Raw genomic sequence first — 21,832 nt, forward strand, 5'->3', positions numbered from 1 at the left:
GACAGTTATGAAGCTGCTGTGATTCTAGCCTGTGTCTTTATTTGGCTGCCGCTGATTTGAATTCTATACAGACCCTAACCTCTATCTACTCGAACTAACCAAAGAAAGCGTCATCAAGTATGGCGCTTTCTTTGGTCACCCGTAACACTTCCTCTAACGTCGTGCGTCCTGCTATGACTTTATGCAGCCCGTCAGCACGAATCGATGGCGTTTGCTTGCGTGCGTAAGCTTCCAGCTCATATTCAGCAGTATTACTATGAATCATGCGCCGCAAGGTATCGTCAACCGGAACCACCTCGTATATCGCCGTCCGGCCTTTAAAACCTGATTGATTGCATTTATCACAGCCGACCGCTCTAGGTAGTTTAATCCCAGTGCCATTAACAGTATCAGCGTCAATATTAATTTCAGTAAATAACTTAACCTGTTCAGGGTCAGCTTGTTCCCAAGTATGACAGTGCGTGCATAGCGTACGTACGAGCCGCTGAGCCACGACGCCAATCAATGAGGATGATAATAAGAAGGGCTCGATGCCCATGTCTTGTAGACGAGTGACTGCCCCAATCGCAGTGTTAGTATGTAGAGTCGATAATACCAAATGTCCTGTTAGCGACGCTTGTACGGCAATCTCAGCGGTCTCTATATCTCGAATTTCACCAACCATCACTACGTCTGGATCTTGGCGGAGCATCGCCCGCAGACTTTTGGCAAAGGTCATATCGACTTTATTATTTACTTGGGTTTGCCCAATACCATCGAGCTGAAACTCAATCGGATCTTCGGCGGTCAGAATATTGCGCGTTTGATCATTCAAGTCAGTTAATGCCGCATAAAGAGTGGTGGTTTTACCAGAACCAGTAGGCCCCGTGACTAAAATAATACCATGGGGACGATAGATTAAACGTTTAAGCTCATTATAATCGTTATCTGACAGTCCCAAATAAGTCATATCGAGATGACCGGCTTGTTTATCGAGCAAGCGCATCACCACCCGCTCACCGAAGCTTGATGGTAAGGTAGATACTCGCACATCGACTTCGCGTCCTGCCAGCCGTAGGCTTATTCGCCCATCTTGCGGCACACGTTTTTCGGCGATATCGAGCTTAGCCATCACTTTAATACGTGAGACTAACAACGGGGCCAATTGACGCTTGGGTGTGATAATTTCTTTGAGTTCACCATCCACGCGAAAGCGCACAACCAAACGTTTCTCAAAAGTTTCGATATGAATATCGGAGGCATTGAGACGAATGGCTTCGGACAATAGCGCATTAATCAGACGAATAATGGGCGCATCGTCTTGCTGATCCATCAAGTCTTCAGTTTCAGGAACGCTATCCGCTAAACTATCGAGGTCAGGATGGTCCTCTAACCCAGCGGCAATATGCTGCGACTCGCCGGTATTACCAGCGTAAGCAGCGTTCATGCGTTTTTCAAAATCGTCTGGACTGACGCTATCATAGCTGGGCACACCGCGCACCCCTTGCTGCTGCAAAAACCGCACTGCCTCATTAATAGCCGATAATGGTGTGATTTTCGTTAACACCAAGGTCGGTGGCAATTCAGGATCAATCGCCAAAACAATCAAAAGCTGATGGCGTTTTGCAAAACTATACGGCAGTTGCATCATAAAGACGACCTGATAAACAATGCCTAATAAAGAATACCTTTAAAAAGCGTCACAAATATAAAATAAAAGTGCTGAATGCTTAAATAATTAATCTGAAAAAAGAGTGACAGTAAGCCTCTGTGAGTTTGTTATAATAACATTTTGTTTTGTTTGATAAGCAAAGCTTTTGCGCTATTCTACGATTTGAAAATCGTGTATTGTTATTATCCATCAAGGCCGAATTTTTACTGCTCACTCTATCTTTTATAGTCCGCCCGTTATTAGGATGCCAAATATGTCACAAGTCACGACCCCAGCCGCTACCGATGCTAACGACCCAATTTCTCTGACTAATGATACTTTTACTGTTGGTAGCCGTACCTTTTCGTCGCGCCTATTGGTTGGTACGGGTAAATATAAAGATATGACTGAAACTGGAACTGCGATTGCCGCTTCAGAGGCAGAAATTGTGACGGTTGCTATTCGCCGTACCAATATTGGTCAGAATAGCAACGAGCCTAATTTGCTCGATGTCATCTCGCCGGATAAATATACGATTTTGCCAAACACCGCTGGCTGTTTCGATGCCGAGAGTGCCGTGCGCACTTGTAAGCTTGCCCGCGAGCTATTAGGCGGTCATAACCTAGTTAAGCTTGAAGTCTTAGGCGACGAAAAAAGTCTTTATCCTAATATTATGGAAACCCTTAAAGCGGCAAAAGTACTGGTTGACGATGGTTTTGAGGTGATGGTTTACACCTCGGACGACCCTATTGTCGCCCAAGAGTTAGAGAGTATGGGCTGTGTGGCAATCATGCCATTAGGCAGTCTCATTGGTTCCGGCCTTGGCCTTATTAATCGCCATACGCTAAGTCTCATTATCGAAAATGCTAAAGTACCCATATTGGTTGATGCCGGAGTGGGTACAGCCTCAGATGCCGCGATAGCTATGGAACTAGGCTGTGACGGGGTGCTGATGAACTCGGCGATTGCCAATTCCCAGAACCCAGTACTGATGGCGCAAGCAATGAAGCATGCGATTTGGGCTGGACGTCAAGCGTTCTTAGCCGGACGGATGCCCATGCGCAAAATAGCACAAGCCAGCTCACCGCAAACCGGATACTTTTTTCAATAAAAATTATTAGAAAGCTTTTTAATCAAAATTTTAGTAAACAATAATAGACAGTTAGTAGTGAATTAATAAGATAGACTTAACTTAACTGCTGTTCATATCGATGTGCCGCCATAATGGCGGCCTACAACGCGCAGCTTATTGACTTTAAAGGACACGCCATGCGATTGTTGACGGCAGTCGACCAGTTATTCTTACTGCTGGAATCCCGTAAGCAGCCTATGCATGTTGGCGGCTTATTTTTGTTTGAATTACCAGCAGATGCACAAGGCGCGAATAGCGATTTTGTTTATCAGTTGGTTCAGCAGATGCAAACCTCTAAGGTGCCGCCAAGCTTTCCTTTCAATCAGGTGCTCGACCGTCTGATATTCTGGAAGCAAGATGAGGATTTTGATGTCGAACATCATTTTCGTCATGTTGCTCTGCCTAGGCCGGCGCGCGTTCGCGAATTGCTAATGTATGTGTCAAAAGAGCATGGGCGCCTGCTGGATCGTGCGATGCCATTGTGGGAATGTCACGTTATCGAAGGCATCCAACCAGAAACCATAGGTAGCCCTGAACGTTTTGCGTTATATTTTAAGATTCATCACTCACTGGTCGATGGCATTGCTGCCATGCGCCTGATTCAAAAGTCACTCTCGCAATCACCCAACGAACCGATGACCCTGCCTGTTTGGTCGCTAATGGCTCGCCATCGTAATCAAGTCGATGCGCTGATTCCAGCGGGACGTTCGGTAACGCGTATTATTAAAGAGCAGCTGTCTACTATTAAGCCAGTAGTTACCGAGCTGCTTGACAATATTAAGCATCATGGTGATGACGACTATGTCGGTACCTTTGATGCACCTATGAGCGTCCTGAATCAACGCATCTCAGCCTCACGGCGTATAGCGGCGCAATCGTATGACATGCAGCGCTTTCGTGATATTGCTGATGAGCTTGACGTTAATATGAATGACGTAATTCTAGCGGTCTGTGCCGGAGCTATACGGCATTATCTGCTAGCGATGAACGCCCTACCCAACAAGCCTTTAATTGCTTTTGTACCGATATCACTACGCAGTGATGATAGCGCGACGGGCAATCAAATCTCGTTTTTATTGGCTAATTTAGGGACGCATTTGGACAATCCGATGCGCCGATTGCAATTAATTCATAGTAGTATGAATAGTGGCAAGCGCCGCTTTCGACGTATGAATCAGGCACAAGTGATTAACTATAGTGCTGTTGCTTATGCATGGGAAGGTCTGAATGTCTTAACTGGTTTATTCCCCAAAAAACAAGCCTTTAATTTGATTATCTCTAACGTACCGGGTTCTAAAAAACCACTATATTGGAATGGCGCACCGCTTAAAGCTCTATATCCAGCCTCAATAATAGTAGATGGGCAGGGTATGAATATCACCCTCGCTACTTATTTAGATAAAATTGAGTTTTGTATTACCGCTTGTAGCAGGCTGCTACCGCATGTGCAAGATATACTGATGTTAATTGAAGAAGAGCTGAGTGTGTTGGAAAACATCAACGAAGAGAAACGGTTAGGTTTTCGTGAATAGTCAAACGAGATAATTATAAATACCTAATAAAAACTCAGTAACCGCCCGATAAAAAAGGCTGACTCCAATATGAAGTCAGCCTTTTTTATTGATAAGATTTGCAAAATTAAATTATACTGCATCACGCCATGTCGGTACGACCACTTGCATCAATGGTTTTAATAATTTTACGTTACAGGCAAAGATAGATCCAGTGGTCATAGAATCATGAGCGCCTTTATGATCGACGACCACGCCGCGCGCTTCGGTAACGATGAGCTCACCAGCAGCAATATCCCACGGCTTGATTGACATCTCAAAGTAGCCATCAAAACGACCGGCAGCCACATAGCATAAATCTAGTGCCGCTGACCCCAAACGACGAATTTGACCACCCTGTTCAGAAACCTTTAGCAAACTTTCAAAATGCTCTTTGGCGTAAGAAACCACTTGGCCATTGCGCATGCGTTCTAGCGGATGACCGGTAGTGAAAAGACCGCCATCAATGGTTTTGCGTTCGCTCACTTGCATACGGCGGTTGTTTAAGCGCGCGCCTTTACCGCGACTGGCAGAGAACATCTCATCGCGGACGGGATCATAGACCACACCATGTTCGGTCACGCCTTTATACTGCACCGCAATTGAGACACAAAACTGCGGTACGCCATGAACGAAGTTTTTAGTCCCATCCAACGGATCAATAATCCAGCACCAGTCAGCATCTTCGCCACGACCTTCTTGCATTCCAAACTCTTCACCTAGGAAAGAATGATTTGGGTAGCTGGCTTTTAGCGTCTCAATGGTCAGCTCTTCGCTGAAGCGATCGATGCGCGTCACTAGACCGTCAAGCCCTTTTGACTCAATATCCAGCTCGATTTTGTGGCGGTTTTGATGCGCATATAAAATCTCTTTACCGACTTTTTCGGCAGCACGCGCTGCGATGACGACCATGGGTTCCATAAATAACCTATCTGCTGAATGAATGAAGCGAATGAATAGTACGGATATTTCTGCTAAAAATACTAGGTTTAAAAATATTAAGGCCATTATACAAAAAATATGGCTTTTAAAAAAATAACATAAAAATAAAAAATACGGTCATGCTGCCCACACAATCCAACATCGTTGGTCGTCACCACAAATTACGCAAATTGTAAAAAAAATGAGCACCTACGGCAAGCAGGCGTTATTACTATAAATTCTTTATTAGAACCAGTTAAACTAAAACCAGCTTTATTAACAATGGCTTAAAATAGTTTTGAAACTGTTTTTAAAAGTTACTCTAATCACTTGAAGTAACTTTTTTAGAGTGCATTGATTCAAGACAAATTTACGTTAATAACCGCTGTAATTGTGCCAAAACTCCAACAACGTCTAGGCCGCAATCAGCTAGCTGCTCTGCTTGCGAGCCATGGGATGCAAAGCGATCAGCGATACCAATATTGCAAATTTCTGGACGATTACGTTTGAAGCCAAGTGATTCATTGAGTAAATATTCATTCACCGCACTGCCCGCGCCGCCCATAATCATATGCTCTTCTAAAGTGGCGATATGAGTGACACCTTGTGTTAATAATTGCTCTATCAAGCTGGTATCTAACGGCTTCACCCAGCGCATATTAACGACTTGAACTTGACAGCCAGTTGCGCTGACTGTGTTGTCTGCTTTGATATTATCATCAGTCGTCAATACTTCTAACAAAGCTTCAGCCGCTTGCTGAGCGGTTGCGACCATCGTACCAAACGCTAATAAAGCCAGCTTCACAGGAGCGTTATCGGCACCTAATACTGATTCTACAACAGCTTGGCCAATCTTATAATTCTGGGCAGGTTGTTCAATAGTCGCCCCAGTACCCGTACCGCGTGGATAGCGTACCGCCGTGCTGCCTTTATATTCGTAACAAGTATTTAGCAATTGATAACATTCATTTTCGTCTTTTGGTGCAGCAATCAGCATATTGGGCACGCAGCGTAAAAAGGCAAAATCGAACACTCCAGCATGAGTCGCGCCATCTTCACCGACCAAACCAGCACGATCAATAGCAAACATCACATCTAAATCTTGCAGAGCAACATCATGGATAAGCTGATCATAACCGCGCTGTAAAAAGGTCGAATAGATGGCGACCACTGGTTTAATGCCTTGGGTTGCCATGCCGCCTGCTAACGTGACTGCATGTTGTTCAGCAATCGCTACATCAAAAAAGCGCTCCGGAAATTGACGGGCAAACTCAATCATTCCCGAGCCTTCTTCCATAGCTGGAGTGATGGCCAACAGCTTATCATCTTCTGCTGCTTTATCACATAAAAACTGCCCGAATACTTGCGAGTATTTTAAGGCTGGCGCCGCTTTCGGTTCAGTGCTAATAGGCTGATTAATAGACGACGCGTTTTCATCAATCGGTAACTTACTGATGGCATGATAACCGACAGGATCAAGCTCTGCTGGCGCAAAACCTTTACCCTTGGTGGTATAAATATGTACCAAAACTGGACCATGAACCTGCTTGGCTAATGACAATACCCGCAAGAGCTCAGGAATATTGTGACCATCAAAAGGGCCAAAATAGGTAAAACCAATAGCTTTAAATAAATTATCTTCTAGCTGCGGTACATCACGCTGCTCACGGTGCCGTTTACGTCTATTAAAGGCCTGCATAATCGGACGCTGACGTAATACTGGCGCGCCTGATTCCGAGATATCAACTTGATACCCAGATTCCCAAAGCATTGCTAAATGGCGTGAAAACCCACCGATAGAGCAGGATATCGACATGTCATTATCATTCAAAATCACTAATAAATTAGCGTTTTGCTGTACCGCATCATTCATCGCCTCAAAAGCCATGCCGCCGGTCATTGCGCCATCGCCAATTACGGAAGCCACAGTTTGCTCGCGCCCTTGATAGCGCAGCGCCAAACTCATGCCTAAACCTGCAGAAATAGCAGTGGATGAATGACCAACGCCAAAAGTATCATAGACAGATTCTGCACGTTCAGGGAAGGCCGTTAGACCGTCTTTAGCGCGGATGCTACTAAGATTATCTCGGCGGCCAGTCAGCACTTTATGGGCATAGGCTTGATGCCCGACATCCCAGACAATTTGATCAAGCGGTGTATCTAACAGGTAATGTAGCGCAATAGTCAGCTCGACCACGCCAAGATTGGCCCCAAAATGACCGCCACTTTGACCCGCTGAATACAATAAGAACAGGCGCAGTTCATCCGCCAAGGTTATCAGCTGCTCGATGGTGAGCGATTTTAGGTCGTTGGGGGCATCAATAGCATCCAGAAGAGGTATATTAGGACGCGTGCGCGGTATCACCGTGTAAGTCTGTTGCAAGCCGGATAGGTGCGCAGCAGAATCGGTAGCTGATGGCGTTGATGACGACCAAGACTGTGAGGAATGAGTTGACTGCTGCATAAACCGTACTATACCTACCAATCTGATGACAAGGTGACACCTTATCATATCCTGATGCGCCGTTATCGTCTAGATATGGCAGCATTTAATATTCTACAGCATTAGCTTAGCGGCTAAAATTATAGCCATTGGCTCGCGATGTAGGGATGATGATATGCTTACCACATCAGCGCTAATCGTTCATATTATGCACTATCGTTGTGCACTAATATCCGTGATATAGTGACGATACAGTAATGTAAGGGGAAAGACTTGTCACTGTATCCGTTAAAATAGTATGGCATAATAACATTTTTTTTTAACTATCGTTGAAATCATCGTGCGCTATGTGTGAACTTTATGTGTTTTTATCACAAACTCTATCAACGCGCTCGGTTAATGGAAGTTATGTTTATCAATGCTATCTTAGCAAGGTTATAAAAACTATAACATTAATAAATAATTATAAAATTGAAAAGCTAGACTACTAACCCTATAAATATAAGCAGCCATAAATACCAATTATCATAACTACTAATTATATAGCTATCAGCACGTGGTTTTTAAAACGTAGCTTCGATAACTATGACCATACCCTCTACCGCCACGATAATCGGCCTATGCAGGACATTAATGTCATATCAATTTATTACCAGTGCCACGTTGCCCACTCGTCACGGCGAGTTTGATATTCATATGTTTGAAAATGAAGACGGTAAAGAGCATGTGATGCTTACCGTCGGCCTGTCTGTGGCTGACCCTATATTAGAGGCAGATGCCGCGCTCAATGGTCAGCAGCATAACAAGTCGGCGCATCCTATTCCGCTGGTACGTATTCACTCTGAATGTCTAACGGGCGATGCCTTTAGCTCATTAAAATGCGATTGCGGCCCGCAGCTCAATGCTGCCATGCAAGCCATACAGGAAGATGGTTGCGGCGCTATTCTTTATTTGCGCCAAGAAGGTCGCGGTATTGGCTTGACCAATAAGATTCGCGCCTATGCGCTACAAGATCAAGGCCATGATACCTTAGATGCTAACTTGATGTTAGGGTTTCCGGCCGATGCGCGCACGTATGATATGTGCAGCGCCATGCTGGCTCACGTGGGCGTCACCGAGGTGCGGCTGATTACCAATAATCCAGATAAAGTCGCTTATTTAAACGAGCATGGTATTCATGTGGCCGAACGCGTGCCGCTATTGGTTGGGGTCAATGATATCAATGCCGGTTATATGGCAACCAAGCGTGATCGTATGGGACACCTACTGGATAAAGATATTCATACAAAAGCCCATCATAATAAGTAAGACCAACAGAGTCATTTATTCCTATTATGAATAGCGGTTAGTTATGAATAGCTGCTATAAATGACCCTGTTAAACAACCAACACAATCCATTATAATAGATATTTTTATGAGCATTCCTGATATAAATAACAATACCAATGCTGGCAACTTAACGCCCTGTGAAAACGATATCATGCGCGTACGTGAGTTTTTAGTAGATTTGCAAGCGCGTATTTGCCAAGCATTAGAAGCCCAAGAAGCTGATGGCGGCGGCAATGCAACCTTTGTTCCTGATGATTGGGAGCGCCCCGAGGGTGGCGGCGGTCGTTCATGCATTTTAGCCAATGGCGAGGTTATCGAAAAAGCAGGGGTTATGTTCAGCCATATCCATGTCCATAATTTGCCCGCCTCAGCAACTGCCCGTCATCCTAATATTGCGGGACGCCGAGCGCAAGCGATGGGCGTGTCTTTAGTCGTCCATCCCAAAAACCCTAACGTTCCGACCAGCCATGCCAATGTCCGACTGTTTGTCGCAGAAGCAGAGGGTGAAGATCCCATTTGGTGGTTCGGCGGCGGCTTTGACTTAACTCCCTTTTATCCCGTACTGGCCGATTGTGTGCACTGGCATCAAGTTTGTCATGACCTCTGCGCGCCGTTTGGTGACACTGTTTATCCTGACTTTAAACAATGGTGTGATGAGTACTTTCATCTGCGCCACCGTGATGAGCAGCGCGGTATTGGCGGGCTGTTTTATGATGATGTAAATTTTGAGAGTCGCGGCTGGGACTTCGACACCTGCTTTGACTTTATGAAAGCGGTCGGTAATGGCTATCTTGATGGTATTATTCCGATTTTTGAGCAGCGTAAAGAGGCCCCTTATACAGACGAGCAGCGTGAATTTCAGCTCTATCGCCGTGGACGTTATGTCGAATATAACCTCGTTTATGACCGTGGAACGCTATTCGGTTTACAGAGTAACGGGCGTATCGAATCCATCTTAGTTAGCATGCCACCCCTTGCCAGCTGGCACTATCGCTTTGAGCCGGTCGAAGGTACAGCAGAGTTTGAGCTGACCTATTACTATTTGAAACCGCGAGATTGGTTGACTTTATAGTCTTTATTGGCATAATGTTAGTCTAGATGTTAGACATCTGTTGTAATATATCTTATATTTGCGCTCGTTTTACATCGGTCAGCAAATGCGTTATTTAGCACTGTGATGAATCTATGATTGCCATATAAACATCATGATATTTACAGTGTAAATTAATTAACAATACTAGTTAGTTAATAGTAATAATGAATTAATAATATCAATTAGCTTTATAGATTAATAAAGGTCGGCTGTAATAGCTGACCTTTATTTATGTAATTTCCCAGCATATTCTTATGACTCCTAGCCTTTAGCTATGGAGAGTACATAGTAATAACCAAGTGTAAAGGAGTTCTCGTATGGCACAGGTTCACATCAGTAAATCATTAAAATCAATCTTTGGCATCTCAATGATGACTGCTGTAATAGGTCTAACAGCCTGTACGCCTACTCATCCAGATGTTAAGGCGCGTCAAGATATCATGAAAAACTATGGTGATGCCATGGAAGTTATGGGTGGTATGGTTAAAGCACCGGACACTTTTGACGCAGAAGAATTTCAAGAACAAGCGGCATTCTTAGCAGGAGAAGCCAAAAATCCTTGGAGCCATTTTGAGAATAAAGAAGCGGTAGGTAATGCCACCGATGCCGTTTGGGTAGACGTTGATGGTTTTAAAGCAGACGCTGATAAATTCCAACAAGTAACCGCTGAGCTTAACAGTACGGCGCAGATGGCAACTAGTGCTGACGACATCGAGCCGGCCTTTGGCGCAGTTGGTAAAAGCTGCAAGTCATGCCATGACGACTTCCAAGTTAAAAAAGATGACTAATATTGTCTAATAAATCTTTATTAAATAAGAGTCAGAAAAATAAAAAAACCGCCAACTCAGTTTGAGAATGGCGGTTTTTTATGGGCTAAAATTTATTAATGCTTTAATGCTTTAATGCTTTAATGCTTTAATGTTCAATTCTTCAATAAAAGAAGCAACTTAGACAATCACTTATAGCTATCAACCTACTTCATACTGGTATTTGTAAGAGTATCAGTATCAGCTTCTTGGTTATTAAGCTGTATCACTATCGCTTTTATCGAGGGATCGCTTAAATCTATGCTTTTACCGCCTCAATATCATCCTTATAACCAATGCCCACGTCAACTTGCAGGCGATGCTGCTTATAAGCGGTATTGACCGTCAATACTGAGGTATAAAAATCTGAGTTAGGGATAGCCTCTTACCGACCATCATAAGTTTTAATGGTGGTGGCACGGATTTTAATATCCTCAACCGTACCTTCATACTCGCCTGAAACGATTCGATCGCCAATACGAAACGGCTCTGAAATCAGCGGCCATTGCTAATTCTGCTTCAGAGATGGGCATGCAGTCGTTATTCCCTCAACTTTAATGGTTTGGCTTTTCTGATTTAACCTTGCTCGTTAAATCAGAAAACTTTGGCTATTCACTAACTCATCAAATCCGCTTGTACAATCTCAATCCAGTAGCCATCAACATCTTTAATAAAGGCGATATTTTTCATACTGCCGTCTTCTGGACGTTTTTTAAACGTGACATTATTGTTGTCAAACCAAGCAACCGCCGCATGTAAATCTGGCACGCTAAAGCAAATATGGCCAAAACCCTGAGGGTCTTGGTTACCATCATGATAGCTAAAACCATCTTGATTCTCAGTACCATAATTATGGGTCAGCTCTAAAATACCGCGCTGACGGAAGGTATAAATGGCCAAATCTTCACCAGCTGGTAGATTATCGCGCTCATCATCCGTCAACTTCGCTAGAAAGTACAAATCAAATTCCATCTCAGGGAATTTTTTAATGGCAAGTAAGGTCATACCTAGAACGCCGGTATAAAACTCTAACGACTTTGCTGGATCTTTTACCCGTAACATGGTGTGATTAAAAGTAAAACCACTGGTTTGCATGGCAATAGGCTGAATACCAGATGCCTTGATACTATTAGCCGGTTGCGGACTGATTGCGGTTGAGTTCGATGTGGAATTAGACATAAATATCATTATCCTGTTCATGAGAGTGTGTTAAATAAAGTAAATGCCCAGCTTTAATGATAAAGCCGCTTTATCATTATATTAATACAAGCAACGATATTAGCAGCAATATTAACAATATCAAATCGATAACACGACAGCTGTCTATCGTCATCATAATAACAAAAGTTTTACTGTTAGGGTTTTATACGAGGACTGATTTTATTAGCTGTCTAAAAAACGCACCTTACCAGTATCCACATCATACTCTGCACCGACGATTAATAACTGACCACTGCTAGTTAAGTCCTCTAAAGCACGCGAGCCATGTTTCAGCTGACTGACTGACATACGCACATTAGCACGAATGGAGCGGTCAATCAGCTCATCAGCATCGACATCGTGGCCATTGGCAGTGGCAAGCTCATGCAGGTTATAAACGCTTGGACGAATGCGATCGACGATAGATTGTAGATTGGGTGAGTAATATTTTTCTGGCTTAATTAAGGTTTCTACACAAGCGGTGACCGCACCGCAATGCGAATGCCCAAGTACCACTACTAATTGAGTATTAAACTTTTCGGCAGCAAACTCAATTGAGCCGATTTGGGAGGGCGCAACCACATTACCCGCCACTCGAATGACGAATAAATCACCTAAACCTTGATCAAAAACGATTTCTACTGGCACGCGTGCATCCGAGCAGCCCAATATAATGGCAAGCGGATCTTGATCATTAACCAGCCCGGGGCGGCGTTGCATTGATGGGTCAGAATTGGACAGACTATCTACATAGCGCTCATTGCCTTCTTTAAGCAGTGTCAGCGCTTCTTGTCCTGTTTTTGGGCGAGTGTCTTCAGTCATGAGAGCTCCTTAGTATTACTGGATGATAAAATATTTAAGATGCGTGTTTTAAAGTGCATATGAGCTAAGTCTTTTTTAGCGCTAAAATGATTGTATAGCAATCAGCCCAAAAATTTGATAAAAAATTTAATTTTAATATCCCCTTAATAGCTCGTTAACAAAACCGCTTTTTGCAGATGATAGTTAATGGTTATATCTTGCAGAGCAAATAAAGGCTATAAAAACCCGACAACACAAGGTATGAGCCACGTAACTGGTAACGAGATTGCACTAACTTGAGCGGGCGATTTGTTATAATACGCAGCTTCACGACCGCGCTTATATTTATGACAAAATGCTTCTTTATAAAACAGCTTGCCTAAAACTTGGGTATCAATAGCTACACTGTCATTTTGGTATTTTAGGGAATCATCTCATGACCGACTCGCCCGCAAACTTGCGTACAAGCCTTAAGGCTTCTCACGCTGGCTCTACCATTAAAACTAATAACAATAGTGCTAGCACCGTGCCCACCGATGTACTTCTTCAACTGAGGGGTATTAAAAAAACCTACGATGAAACTGATGTATTGACTGATATTAATCTTAATATCAAGCAAGGTGAGTTTTTGACTTTATTGGGTCCTTCAGGCTGCGGTAAGACCACTCTACTGCGCTTGATTGCAGGCTTTGAGCAATCAAGCGCAGGCTCGATTTATTTAGATGGAGTACAAATGGCGGGACTGCCTGCGGATAAACGCCCTGTAAATACAGTGTTTCAGCAGTATGCGTTATTTCCCCATATGACGGTGGCGCAAAATGTCGCTTATGGGCTTAAGCTTAAAAAAGTACCCAAAGATGAGATTCAAACTCGAGTGCGCGATATGCTAGCACTGGTTCAACTGGGGCATTTAGCCAATCGCAGGCCACAAGACTTGTCCGGTGGTCAGCAACAGCGTGTCGCGATTGCCCGTGCCGTTATAAATCGCCCTAAACTATTATTACTGGACGAGCCGCTATCGGCACTTGATTATAAGCTGCGCTTGCAAATGCAATCAGAGCTGAAGCGTTTACAACGTGAGCTGGGCATTACCTTTGTATTCGTCACCCATGATCAAGAAGAAGCGCTATCGATGTCAGATCGTATTGCCGTGATGAAAGACGGCAAGTTTCAGCAAATTGGCACACCCATTCAAATTTATGAAACGCCTGCCAATTTATTTACCGCCAAGTTTATTGGTGAGACCAATTTATTTAAAGCAGAAGTAAAAGGTGTCAATCCTGACCAGCCAGATCTTGATGGACAGGTGACTAATGGCCGCATTGAAGTCGAAGTCTGCGAGGCGCAAGCGCAAGATGGTCCGACAACCTTACGTAATTTGCGCCGGCCTGATTTTGCTAATGATGTAAGAGTCGGTGATATTGTTAATTTATTATTACGCCCTGAAGATTTGCGCATTTATGACCCTGACGATAGCATTCAAGCCGGACTACTTGGTCGCGTCATCGAAAGTAATTATAAAGGCAGCACGTTGGACTCTATTATTGAATTGAATAACGGCCATATTATCAAGGCATCTGAGTTCTTCGATGAAGATGATCCGAGCTTCGATTATAAAATGGATGAAGCGGTCAAGGTCACTTGGGTCGATGGCTGGGAATGGGTACTGCCAGAAGATGGCTCCATTGATGATGAAGCAGGCCATGAATTGAATAGCGCAACGGTCCAAAAGGATGTGAGTTAATGGCACGCGCAAGCTCAACACACTTAAGCAATAAAAGCCCCTTTCGAACGGCGACGCTGTGGCTGATCTGGGGTTGGCTGCTCATTTTCGCCTTATTACCCAATATATTGGTAATAATAGTCAGCCTTTTGACTCGCGATAGTAGCGAATTTATTAGCTTGCCGGTTAGTATCGACAGTTATGTGCGCATAATCGACCCGCTATACTTTGAAGTGTTTGTCCATTCATTATGGATGGCAGGAATCACGACAGTTATTTGTCTACTACTCGGCTACCCGTTTGCATGGCTGGTATCAAAGACCAAAGCCCGTTGGCAGCCATTATTAATGTTGCTTTTAATATTGCCATTTTGGACCAACTCTTTAGTCAGGGTTTATGCGCTAAAGTTATTGTTTGCTACTAACGGTTTGATCAATAAAGCCCTGTTAGCCATCGGCATTATTGATACCCCGATTGATATGTTATATACCCAAGGCGCGGTGATTGCTGGTCTAACTTACTTGTTGTTTCCCTTTATGGTGTTGCCGTTATATGCCGTATTTACTGACTTGCGCAATGACATGCTGCTGGCCTCGCAGGACTTGGGCGCTTCAAGGACGCAGACGTTTTGGCATGTAGTGCTACCGTTAACCACACCGGGAATTATCTCTGGAATATTATTAGTATTGCTACCCGCAATGGGTATGTTCTATGTGGCGGATATTTTAGGCGGCTCACGCAATTTATTGGTTGGTAATATTATCAAAAACCAGTTCTTAGATGCCCGCGATTGGCCCTTTGGGGCAGCAGCTAGCGTGTTACTAACGCTGGCTATGGCCGTATTATTATTTGCTTATCGGGCCAGTAGCCGCCGTATTGGCAAGACTGACTTCAATGAGGTGGCCTAATGTCTGACTCTCATAACAGCCACATTATCAAAAACAAAGCGCCGCACACGCCTAAAACCTCAAACTCTAAGCAGTTTATTAAACAAAACATCAAGCTTGGCAGTATTGCAGCCAAAGGCTATCTAGGTTTGATTTATACCCTATTATATTTGCCTATTATTGTCTTGGTAGTCATGTCTTTTAATGAGTCAAAAACTGGCTATAACTGGGGTGGTTTTAGCTTAAAGTGGTATGAATCACTATTTAAAAACCAAGCAATGTTGGATGCTTTTTGGCATTCAATCGTTTTAGGCTTAGTCGCGGCTACGGTTTCAGCTTTCATAGGTACCTTGACGGCGCTGGCCTTACATCGCTATAAATTTCGCGGTAAAGGGTTACTTAACGGCTTATTATTTGTGCTGATGATGTCCCCTGAGATTGTGCTGGCGATATCACTATTGGCATTATTTTTATTAATTGGTCTGCAGTTAGGCTTTGTGTCGTTATTATTAGCGCACATTACTTTTTGCCTACCTTTTGTGGTTATCACTGTCTTTGCGCGGTTGAGTAGCTTGGATGAACAGCTGATGGAAGCCGCCCGGGATTTGGGTGCAAGCGAATCGACGATGGTACGCACAGTTTTAATTCCGGTGATATTGCCGGCGGTGCTGGCAGGTTGGTTATTGGCCTTTACCTTATCGCTTGATGATGTGGTAGTCTCCACCTTTGTGACTGGGCCTAGCTATGAGATTCTGCCGCTGCGTATCTATTCAATGGTACGAGTCGGACTCAAACCTGAAGTCAATGCTATCGGTACGCTATTATTAGCGGCGTCGTTAATATTAGTTATCATCTCGCAGCTGTTATTACGTCGACGCTAGTTTCTTATTAAATCGCTGCCAGTTATTAAATATTACTAATTATTAAATCGATGCTAATTGTTACTTACTTATTAAATAGCTACTAATCTTTGAGTGAAAATCAGCATAGTATTAGTTATAATGAATTTTATTCAACTTCAACATTCTTTTGCAACTTAGTGGTTAACCTCTATTATGCTTGAACTCCGTCATCTTAATACCTTAACTGCGCTGCGGGCGCATGGTTCGCTCGCTGCTGCTGCCGATGAGCTGCATGTCACGGCCTCGGCAGTCTCGCATCAGCTTAAGGAGCTGGAAAACTACTACGATATCAGTCTGGTTAATCGTCGGACCCGTCCGCTATCCTTTACGCCTGCTGGCAAAACTGTACTCGCATTGGCCGATAGTATTATGCCGCAAGTCACTCGTACTAAAGCCAATCTCAAGCGCTTAGCCCACGGGCAAGCTGGCAGAATGCGCTTGGCATCTGAGTGTCATAGCTGCTTTGACTGGTTAATGCCGATACTGAATCAATATCGCCGTGAGTGGTCGGATGTGGAGCTGGACTTTGCTACTGGTTTTGAGCCTGAGCCGCATCATTTATTGATGGAAGGTGATATTGACCTGCTGATTACTACCAGTAATTTACCGATAGACGGTATTAGCTATCAGTCGCTATTTGAATACGAAAGCCGTTTGGTGCTCTCGCCGCTGCATAATTTAGCGGAGCAAGCATTTATATGCCCAGAAGACTTGCGCGATGAAACCTTGATTGCCTATCCGGTCGAAGCCAAGCGCCTTGATATTATTGCCAACTTTATGACCCCAGCGCAGGAAACCTTTAAGCGAATTCGTACTACTGAGCTAACAGCTATGCTGATTCAATTGGTTGCTAGTGAGCGCGGAGTGGCGGCATTACCAGATTGGGTAGTCGCTGAATACGAGAAGAAAGGCTGGGTAGTTTCTCGACCGCTAGGTGACGGCGTCCATTGTCAGCTGTATGCCGCAACCCGTGCCTCGAGTAAGGATACGGCTTATATGCAAGGCTTTGCGAGTTTATTAGAAGGAATCGTTAAGCCTTTGTAGCTACTAATCATAGTTAATATAGTTGGTCTACTCTAAAACAGATAGAGCGCAGCTGTGAGAGATTTTCAAAGTATCGAAAAGTGGCGCAGCTACACGGCAAGCAAGAAAATTTCGCCAGCCACGAGTCTTGTAGCTTAATTTTGTCCCTACTTTTATGATGATAGAATCAAAAAACCAGCCTAAACAAAAAAATCCCCGCAGCAGTTGCTAATAACGTCAGTCCTACATGTAGTCCGACTAAGCTTAACCCTGATAGCATACGCCCGTCGTCGATTAAGCTATAGACTTCAACACTAAAGGTACTAAAAGTGGTCAGTCCGCCGCAAAATCCAGTAATAAAAAACAGTTTTCCATTGAGTGATACTGTCCCGCTGCCCATACGCTCAAACCAAACCAGCGCCAGTCCTATTAGCAGGCCGCCTAAAATATTGGCACCGAGTGTTCCAACCGGTATCCAACTATGTAACAAGTTAAAGCGCCCTAGCCACGCGCGCAGACAAGCACCGATTGCGGCTCCTAAGCCGATAGCCAACCATTGCATGATGTCATCCTTCTTTTAATAAAGACTGTTAATGAGTGCTGTCAATAAATGTCATTTTAAATCAGCAGTATTTCTGATAAGCAGGTATTACTCATCCGTAACGCCATTATAGCGCTGGTAACTCGGTCATCGGCCAACGCGGTACACAGCTGACAGCCAAATCATCTGACTGCCCTGCTTGCAAGCGCTGGAAACCCGCATAGGCAATCATCGCGCCATTATCGGTACATAAGGCTGGAGGTGCATAGTGTACGGTCGCATTTATCTTTGTCAGCTCCGTCTCTAACATTTCGCGCAAATGGCTATTAGCACTAACCCCGCCAGCAATCACCAAACGGCTCATACCTACTTGCTTAAGCGCTTTGACGCATTTCTTCACTAAAGTATCGACCATCGCATGCTGAAAACTGGCAGCAATATCGGCACGCACTTGCGGATCACTATCGGAACCCGTACCTGAGCCTATACCTGAACCAGGGGTATCTTTAATAAGATTATGTACCGCAGTCTTCATGCCACTAAATGAGAAGTCTAAACCGCGATGCAGCATGGGCCGTGGTAAATTATAAGCATTTATATTTCCAGTTTCAGCAAGCTTGGCAATATTAGGGCCGCCCGGGTATTCTAAGCCGAGCATTTTTGCCGCCTTATCAAAACACTCTCCTGCCGCATCATCAATAGATTCGCCCAATATTTCATACTGACCCACGCCTTGGGCAGCAATAAGTAATGTATGACCGCCAGACACCAATAGCGAGACAAAAGGAAAAGCAGGTGGATTAGCACCCATCAACGGTGCCAGTAGGTGCCCTTCCATATGGTGAATACCAATCGCAGGAATACCCAAGCCATAAGCCAAACTGCGTCCAAATAATGCGCCAGTCATCAGCGCGCCAATCAACCCTGGGCCTTTAGTGTAGGCAACGGCATCAATCTCATTTTTACTAATGCCGCATTGCTCTAACAGCTCATGAAATAAAGGTACCAGCTTACGAATGTGATCGCGACTGGCAAGCTCAGGAACCACCCCACCGTAAAGGGCATGCAGCTCTATTTGTGAATACAGCACTTGCCCAAGCAAACCTTTATTGTCGCTATTTATCAGCTCGCTATCAAAAATCGCCAGACCGGTCTCATCACAAGAGGTCTCTAAACCCAATACTTTCATGCTTTTGCCTTTATGTCGTCGTTATCGCTCATCTTAAAAAAAGCAGTGATTTATTATAGCCTTGACAGCCTTGTAGTTACTCACAAAGCCCATCAACAAAGTTTATCCGTGTAGTGGCTTGCAAAACCACCCACAAAAAAACCGCCATTGTGAACCACAATGACGGCTAGTTTAGCAAATTTCAATAGCTAATATTAGCTGACAGCTGCAACCATATAGTCAACCGCTGCATGAACTTGGGCTTCGCTAACATCAGCGTTGGCTTGTGCTGGCATCTTATTAAAGCCTTTGGCTGAGTGCATGTGGAGCGTGTCGATATCTTTGACAAGATGTGGTGCCCAATCTTCCTTATTACCAAGTTTCGGCGCTTCTAGTAGGCCAGTGGCATGACAGACGTGACATTGTGTCTCATAGAGCTGTTTACCAGCATCAGCTGCCAATACTTCTGGTTCAGCGGCAGCATCAGTCTCTACCACGTCCCCGTCATTTGCTGGCATCTCTGGAGTTTCTACTACAGGGACGGTTTCTTCAGCAGGTGCTGGTACGGCATCTACTGTAGGTTCTTCTACTTCTACCACTGTGGTTTCTGTTTCACTGATAGGAGCAGCAGCCTCGTCAGCAGCAGTATTGTCACCGCCACTACAAGCGCTCAGGGCCAATACTGCGCTAAGGCCTAGTGTTGACCAAGTTAGTTTACCTAGTACATTTAAGCCAGTATTAGAGACTTGCTGTCCATCATTACTTTTAAGCGATTTTTTATTCATAGCCTGTTGATTGTTACTCATTGTCATTCCTTTGCCGGTTAGGTTAGCATTTTTTTAATCGTTCTTTTTTTGTCCCATGCTTACTGTTTGTTAATACTCATATTATTAGTACTCATACATTTTATTGCGTCATCAATGCTCTCTGCTATTGACTTACTGTGGGTTCAGCATCTGCTGTATCCATTTCTTCGTCTGCTTTCTCGGCAGTGTCAGTTACTGGTATATCGGTTGCTGTATTATCATTAGCCTCTGGCATGTCAGTGGCTACGGTATCATCTTCAGCAGTCACGGTCGTCTCTGTGTCGGCATCTGCTGCCATCGGAGCCGTTTCTGGAAACTCCATGTCTTCAGCTTCAGGGCCATTTTTACGGGCAAGCTCAGCTGCAGCGTCGACCCGATCGACTGCCATGACTTCCCCTGATTCGGATTCTGCTTCTTTATCACTGCTACAGGCGCTAACGCTCACACCAAGTGTAACTGCAAACACTGCCCATAATGCTGTACGTAATGAGGTGTTTAATGCTGTTTTTTTCATCCCAATATCCTTAATAAAACTGACAAAAAAGCGTAAAGATGCCTACTGCTGTGAAAATTAAATTATCATAGCATAAACTCAAACCAATACGTTATAGACAGTCAGGGTTTTTTATAAGTTATTTTTTACTCATTTAGCACAAATTTATCGACAGTATACTGAACTATTTGCTATAAAAACACATCGATGAGCCCATCATCTTAGATGGCTAAAGTCTACTCTATATCCTGAACAAACACATTAAAGGCTTTGACTTTACTGACATTTTTCATTATAATAACTGCCCTTGTACTACCGCACAAGATTATCCTAGTTTGAGCTGATGTCTGTAATTTTGAGGTATTGCGACTACATACTAATATACAGCCAAGCTAATGCCCTTGTATCTCATCCCCAAAAGGAGTCTTCATGCCTGCAGTTAAGGTTAAAGAGAACGAACCAGTTGATATCGCTATCCGCCGTTTTAAGCGTGCTTGCGAAAAAGCTGGTGTTTTATCAGATGTTCGTAAACGTGAATTTTATGAAAAACCAACGCAAGAGCGTAAGCGTAAAAAAGCCGCTGCCGTAAAGCGTTATAAGAAAAAATTACAACGTGAAACTATCCGTACCACACGTCTGTACTAAAATTAATGATGTGAAATTAAGTATTTAAAAGCTTAATTTCAATCCTCATTAACAGAAATGCACCAAAATTTTGAAGCTTATCCGCCCTATATATACCAACGCCGCTGCTATCCATTGATATCAGCGGCGTTTTTTATGCTACAATTTTGACTATCAGCAACTTCTATTTGCGACTGTTCAGTATACTTTAATTAAGAAAATATCATTAACCAATTTTTATTTAGAACTTTTTTATTAATAAGGAAGAATAATAATCATGAGCCCACTTAAACAAAACTTAGCAGACACTATCATAAAGTCTATGAAAGCCCGTGAGATTGAGCGCGTTAAAGTCTTACGTAACGTCCAAGCAGTCATCAAACAAATCGAAGTTGATCGTCGAGTAGAGCTTGATGATGCTGATGTCTTAGAAGTATTACAAAAGCAGCTCAAGCAGCGTCATGAATCATTGACGATCTTTACCGAAAATGACCGTGATGACTTAGCAGCCAAAGAGCAGTTTGAGATTAATATTATTAATGAATTCATGCCCAAGCAAATGGATGATACTGAGCTTGCCGCTTTAGTGAATGCAGAAATTGCTGAGCAAGGCGCAAAATCCATGCGTGATATGGGCAGTGTAATGGGCGTTCTAAAAACTAAAACTGCTGGTCGTGCAGATCCAGCGATTATCTCAAAGTTAGTAAGAAAAGCGCTACAACCTTAAAAACTGAGCCATTTGCTTAAGACTATAGATTC

The 21,832-nt window shown here is 43.7% G+C and carries 20 protein-coding genes and 1 pseudogene; 11 read left to right on the plus strand and 10 right to left on the minus strand.

Features of this window, described 5'->3' with window-relative positions; genetic code table 11:
* Positions 1–94: 94 nt before the first annotated feature.
* Positions 95–1,630: a type II secretion system ATPase GspE gene (gspE, locus tag JMY06_RS00005; protein ID WP_201615452.1), complete on the minus strand. Its 1,536-nt coding sequence runs from the start codon at positions 1,628–1,630 to the stop codon at positions 95–97.
* Between the two features lie 274 nt (positions 1,631–1,904).
* Between gspE and JMY06_RS00010 the strand changes: the two genes are divergently transcribed.
* Together JMY06_RS00010 and JMY06_RS00015 are read left to right on the plus strand one after the other, a co-directional pair.
* Positions 1,905–2,741 (plus strand): thiazole synthase, encoded by an 837-nt coding sequence (locus JMY06_RS00010; RefSeq protein WP_201615453.1) that lies wholly within the window; start codon positions 1,905–1,907, stop codon positions 2,739–2,741.
* A 158-nt stretch (positions 2,742–2,899) separates the two neighbouring features.
* Entirely contained in the window at positions 2,900–4,294 is a 1,395-nt protein-coding gene (locus tag JMY06_RS00015) for a WS/DGAT/MGAT family O-acyltransferase (RefSeq protein ID WP_201529236.1), read from the plus strand.
* A 111-nt stretch (positions 4,295–4,405) separates the two neighbouring features.
* Here the strand turns inward: JMY06_RS00015 and JMY06_RS00020 are convergent, their stop codons facing one another.
* Together JMY06_RS00020 and dxs are read right to left on the minus strand one after the other, a co-directional pair.
* Entirely contained in the window at positions 4,406–5,233 is an 828-nt protein-coding gene (locus JMY06_RS00020; protein WP_201529238.1) for an inositol monophosphatase family protein, read from the minus strand.
* 370 nt (positions 5,234–5,603) lie between these two features.
* Positions 5,604–7,697, minus strand: a complete 2,094-nt coding sequence (gene dxs, locus JMY06_RS00025) for a 1-deoxy-D-xylulose-5-phosphate synthase (RefSeq protein WP_201615454.1) — start codon at positions 7,695–7,697, stop codon at positions 5,604–5,606.
* Between the two features lie 612 nt (positions 7,698–8,309).
* On the opposite strand from dxs, the gene ribA reads away from it, so the two are divergent.
* The 3 genes from ribA to JMY06_RS00040 all read left to right on the plus strand — a co-directional run bounded on the left by ribA (position 8,310) and on the right by JMY06_RS00040 (position 10,887).
* A complete protein-coding gene (ribA, locus tag JMY06_RS00030) occupies positions 8,310–8,984 on the plus strand; it encodes a GTP cyclohydrolase II (protein WP_201615455.1) in 675 nt (224 codons plus the stop codon).
* 107 nt (positions 8,985–9,091) lie between these two features.
* On the plus strand, positions 9,092–10,078 hold the full coding sequence (hemF, locus tag JMY06_RS00035; RefSeq protein ID WP_201615456.1) for an oxygen-dependent coproporphyrinogen oxidase: 987 nt from the start codon (positions 9,092–9,094) through the stop codon (positions 10,076–10,078).
* Between the two features lie 338 nt (positions 10,079–10,416).
* Positions 10,417–10,887, plus strand: a complete 471-nt coding sequence (locus JMY06_RS00040; protein WP_201615457.1) for a c-type cytochrome — start codon at positions 10,417–10,419, stop codon at positions 10,885–10,887.
* Positions 10,888–11,170: 283 nt separating this feature from the next.
* On the opposite strand, the pseudogene JMY06_RS00045 reads toward JMY06_RS00040, so the two are convergent.
* The 3 genes and pseudogenes from JMY06_RS00045 to JMY06_RS00055 all read right to left on the minus strand — a co-directional run.
* Positions 11,171–11,404, minus strand: a pseudogene (locus JMY06_RS00045) (mechanosensitive ion channel domain-containing protein); the annotation flags it as partial.
* 116 nt (positions 11,405–11,520) lie between these two features.
* On the minus strand, positions 11,521–12,084 hold the full coding sequence (gloA, locus tag JMY06_RS00050) for a lactoylglutathione lyase (RefSeq protein WP_201615458.1): 564 nt from the start codon (positions 12,082–12,084) through the stop codon (positions 11,521–11,523).
* Between the two features lie 204 nt (positions 12,085–12,288).
* Positions 12,289–12,927, minus strand: coding sequence for a carbonic anhydrase (locus JMY06_RS00055; protein ID WP_201615459.1), 639 nt, complete (start codon positions 12,925–12,927; stop codon positions 12,289–12,291).
* Between the two features lie 415 nt (positions 12,928–13,342).
* Here JMY06_RS00055 and potA point away from each other — a divergent pair, with 415 nt between their 5' ends.
* The 4 genes from potA to JMY06_RS00075 all read left to right on the plus strand — a co-directional run bounded on the left by potA (position 13,343) and on the right by JMY06_RS00075 (position 17,462).
* A complete protein-coding gene (potA, locus tag JMY06_RS00060; protein ID WP_201615460.1) occupies positions 13,343–14,650 on the plus strand; it encodes a spermidine/putrescine ABC transporter ATP-binding protein PotA in 1,308 nt (435 codons plus the stop codon).
* The gene (gene potB / locus JMY06_RS00065) at positions 14,650–15,537 is read left to right on the plus strand and encodes a spermidine/putrescine ABC transporter permease PotB (protein WP_201529254.1); all 888 of its coding nucleotides are present in this window, start codon (positions 14,650–14,652) and stop codon (positions 15,535–15,537) included. The genes potA and potB overlap by 1 nt, the downstream gene beginning before the upstream one ends.
* Complete coding sequence (gene potC, locus JMY06_RS00070) at positions 15,537–16,397, plus strand: spermidine/putrescine ABC transporter permease PotC (RefSeq protein ID WP_227672080.1); 861 nt, start codon at positions 15,537–15,539, stop codon at positions 16,395–16,397. Before potB ends, potC begins: the two co-directional genes overlap by 1 nt.
* A gap of 174 nt (positions 16,398–16,571) precedes the next feature.
* Positions 16,572–17,462, plus strand: coding sequence for a LysR family transcriptional regulator (locus tag JMY06_RS00075; RefSeq protein WP_201529256.1), 891 nt, complete (start codon positions 16,572–16,574; stop codon positions 17,460–17,462).
* A gap of 166 nt (positions 17,463–17,628) precedes the next feature.
* Here JMY06_RS00075 and JMY06_RS00080 read toward each other — a convergent pair whose 3' ends face one another.
* The 4 genes from JMY06_RS00080 to JMY06_RS00095 all read right to left on the minus strand — a co-directional run bounded on the left by JMY06_RS00080 (position 17,629) and on the right by JMY06_RS00095 (position 20,470).
* The gene (locus tag JMY06_RS00080; RefSeq protein WP_201615461.1) at positions 17,629–18,003 is read right to left on the minus strand and encodes a CrcB family protein; all 375 of its coding nucleotides are present in this window, start codon (positions 18,001–18,003) and stop codon (positions 17,629–17,631) included.
* 106 nt (positions 18,004–18,109) lie between these two features.
* Entirely contained in the window at positions 18,110–19,171 is a 1,062-nt protein-coding gene (gene tsaD, locus JMY06_RS00085; protein WP_201615462.1) for a tRNA (adenosine(37)-N6)-threonylcarbamoyltransferase complex transferase subunit TsaD, read from the minus strand.
* Between the two features lie 194 nt (positions 19,172–19,365).
* On the minus strand, positions 19,366–19,956 hold the full coding sequence (locus JMY06_RS00090; RefSeq protein WP_201615463.1) for a c-type cytochrome: 591 nt from the start codon (positions 19,954–19,956) through the stop codon (positions 19,366–19,368).
* A 124-nt stretch (positions 19,957–20,080) separates the two neighbouring features.
* Complete coding sequence (locus tag JMY06_RS00095; protein WP_201615464.1) at positions 20,081–20,470, minus strand: hypothetical protein; 390 nt, start codon at positions 20,468–20,470, stop codon at positions 20,081–20,083.
* 408 nt (positions 20,471–20,878) lie between these two features.
* On the opposite strand from JMY06_RS00095, the gene rpsU reads away from it, so the two are divergent.
* Both rpsU and JMY06_RS00105 read left to right on the plus strand, forming a co-directional pair.
* Positions 20,879–21,094 carry a 30S ribosomal protein S21 gene (rpsU, locus tag JMY06_RS00100; protein ID WP_201529266.1) on the plus strand — a complete coding sequence of 72 codons (216 nt, stop codon included), beginning with the start codon at positions 20,879–20,881 and terminating at the stop codon, positions 21,092–21,094.
* A 256-nt stretch (positions 21,095–21,350) separates the two neighbouring features.
* Positions 21,351–21,800 (plus strand): GatB/YqeY domain-containing protein, encoded by a 450-nt coding sequence (locus JMY06_RS00105; RefSeq protein WP_201615465.1) that lies wholly within the window; start codon positions 21,351–21,353, stop codon positions 21,798–21,800.
* Positions 21,801–21,832 lie beyond the last annotated feature (32 nt).

This window comes from Psychrobacter urativorans, assembly GCF_904846675.1.
Classification (GTDB): Bacteria; Pseudomonadota; Gammaproteobacteria; order Pseudomonadales; family Moraxellaceae; genus Psychrobacter; species Psychrobacter urativorans_B.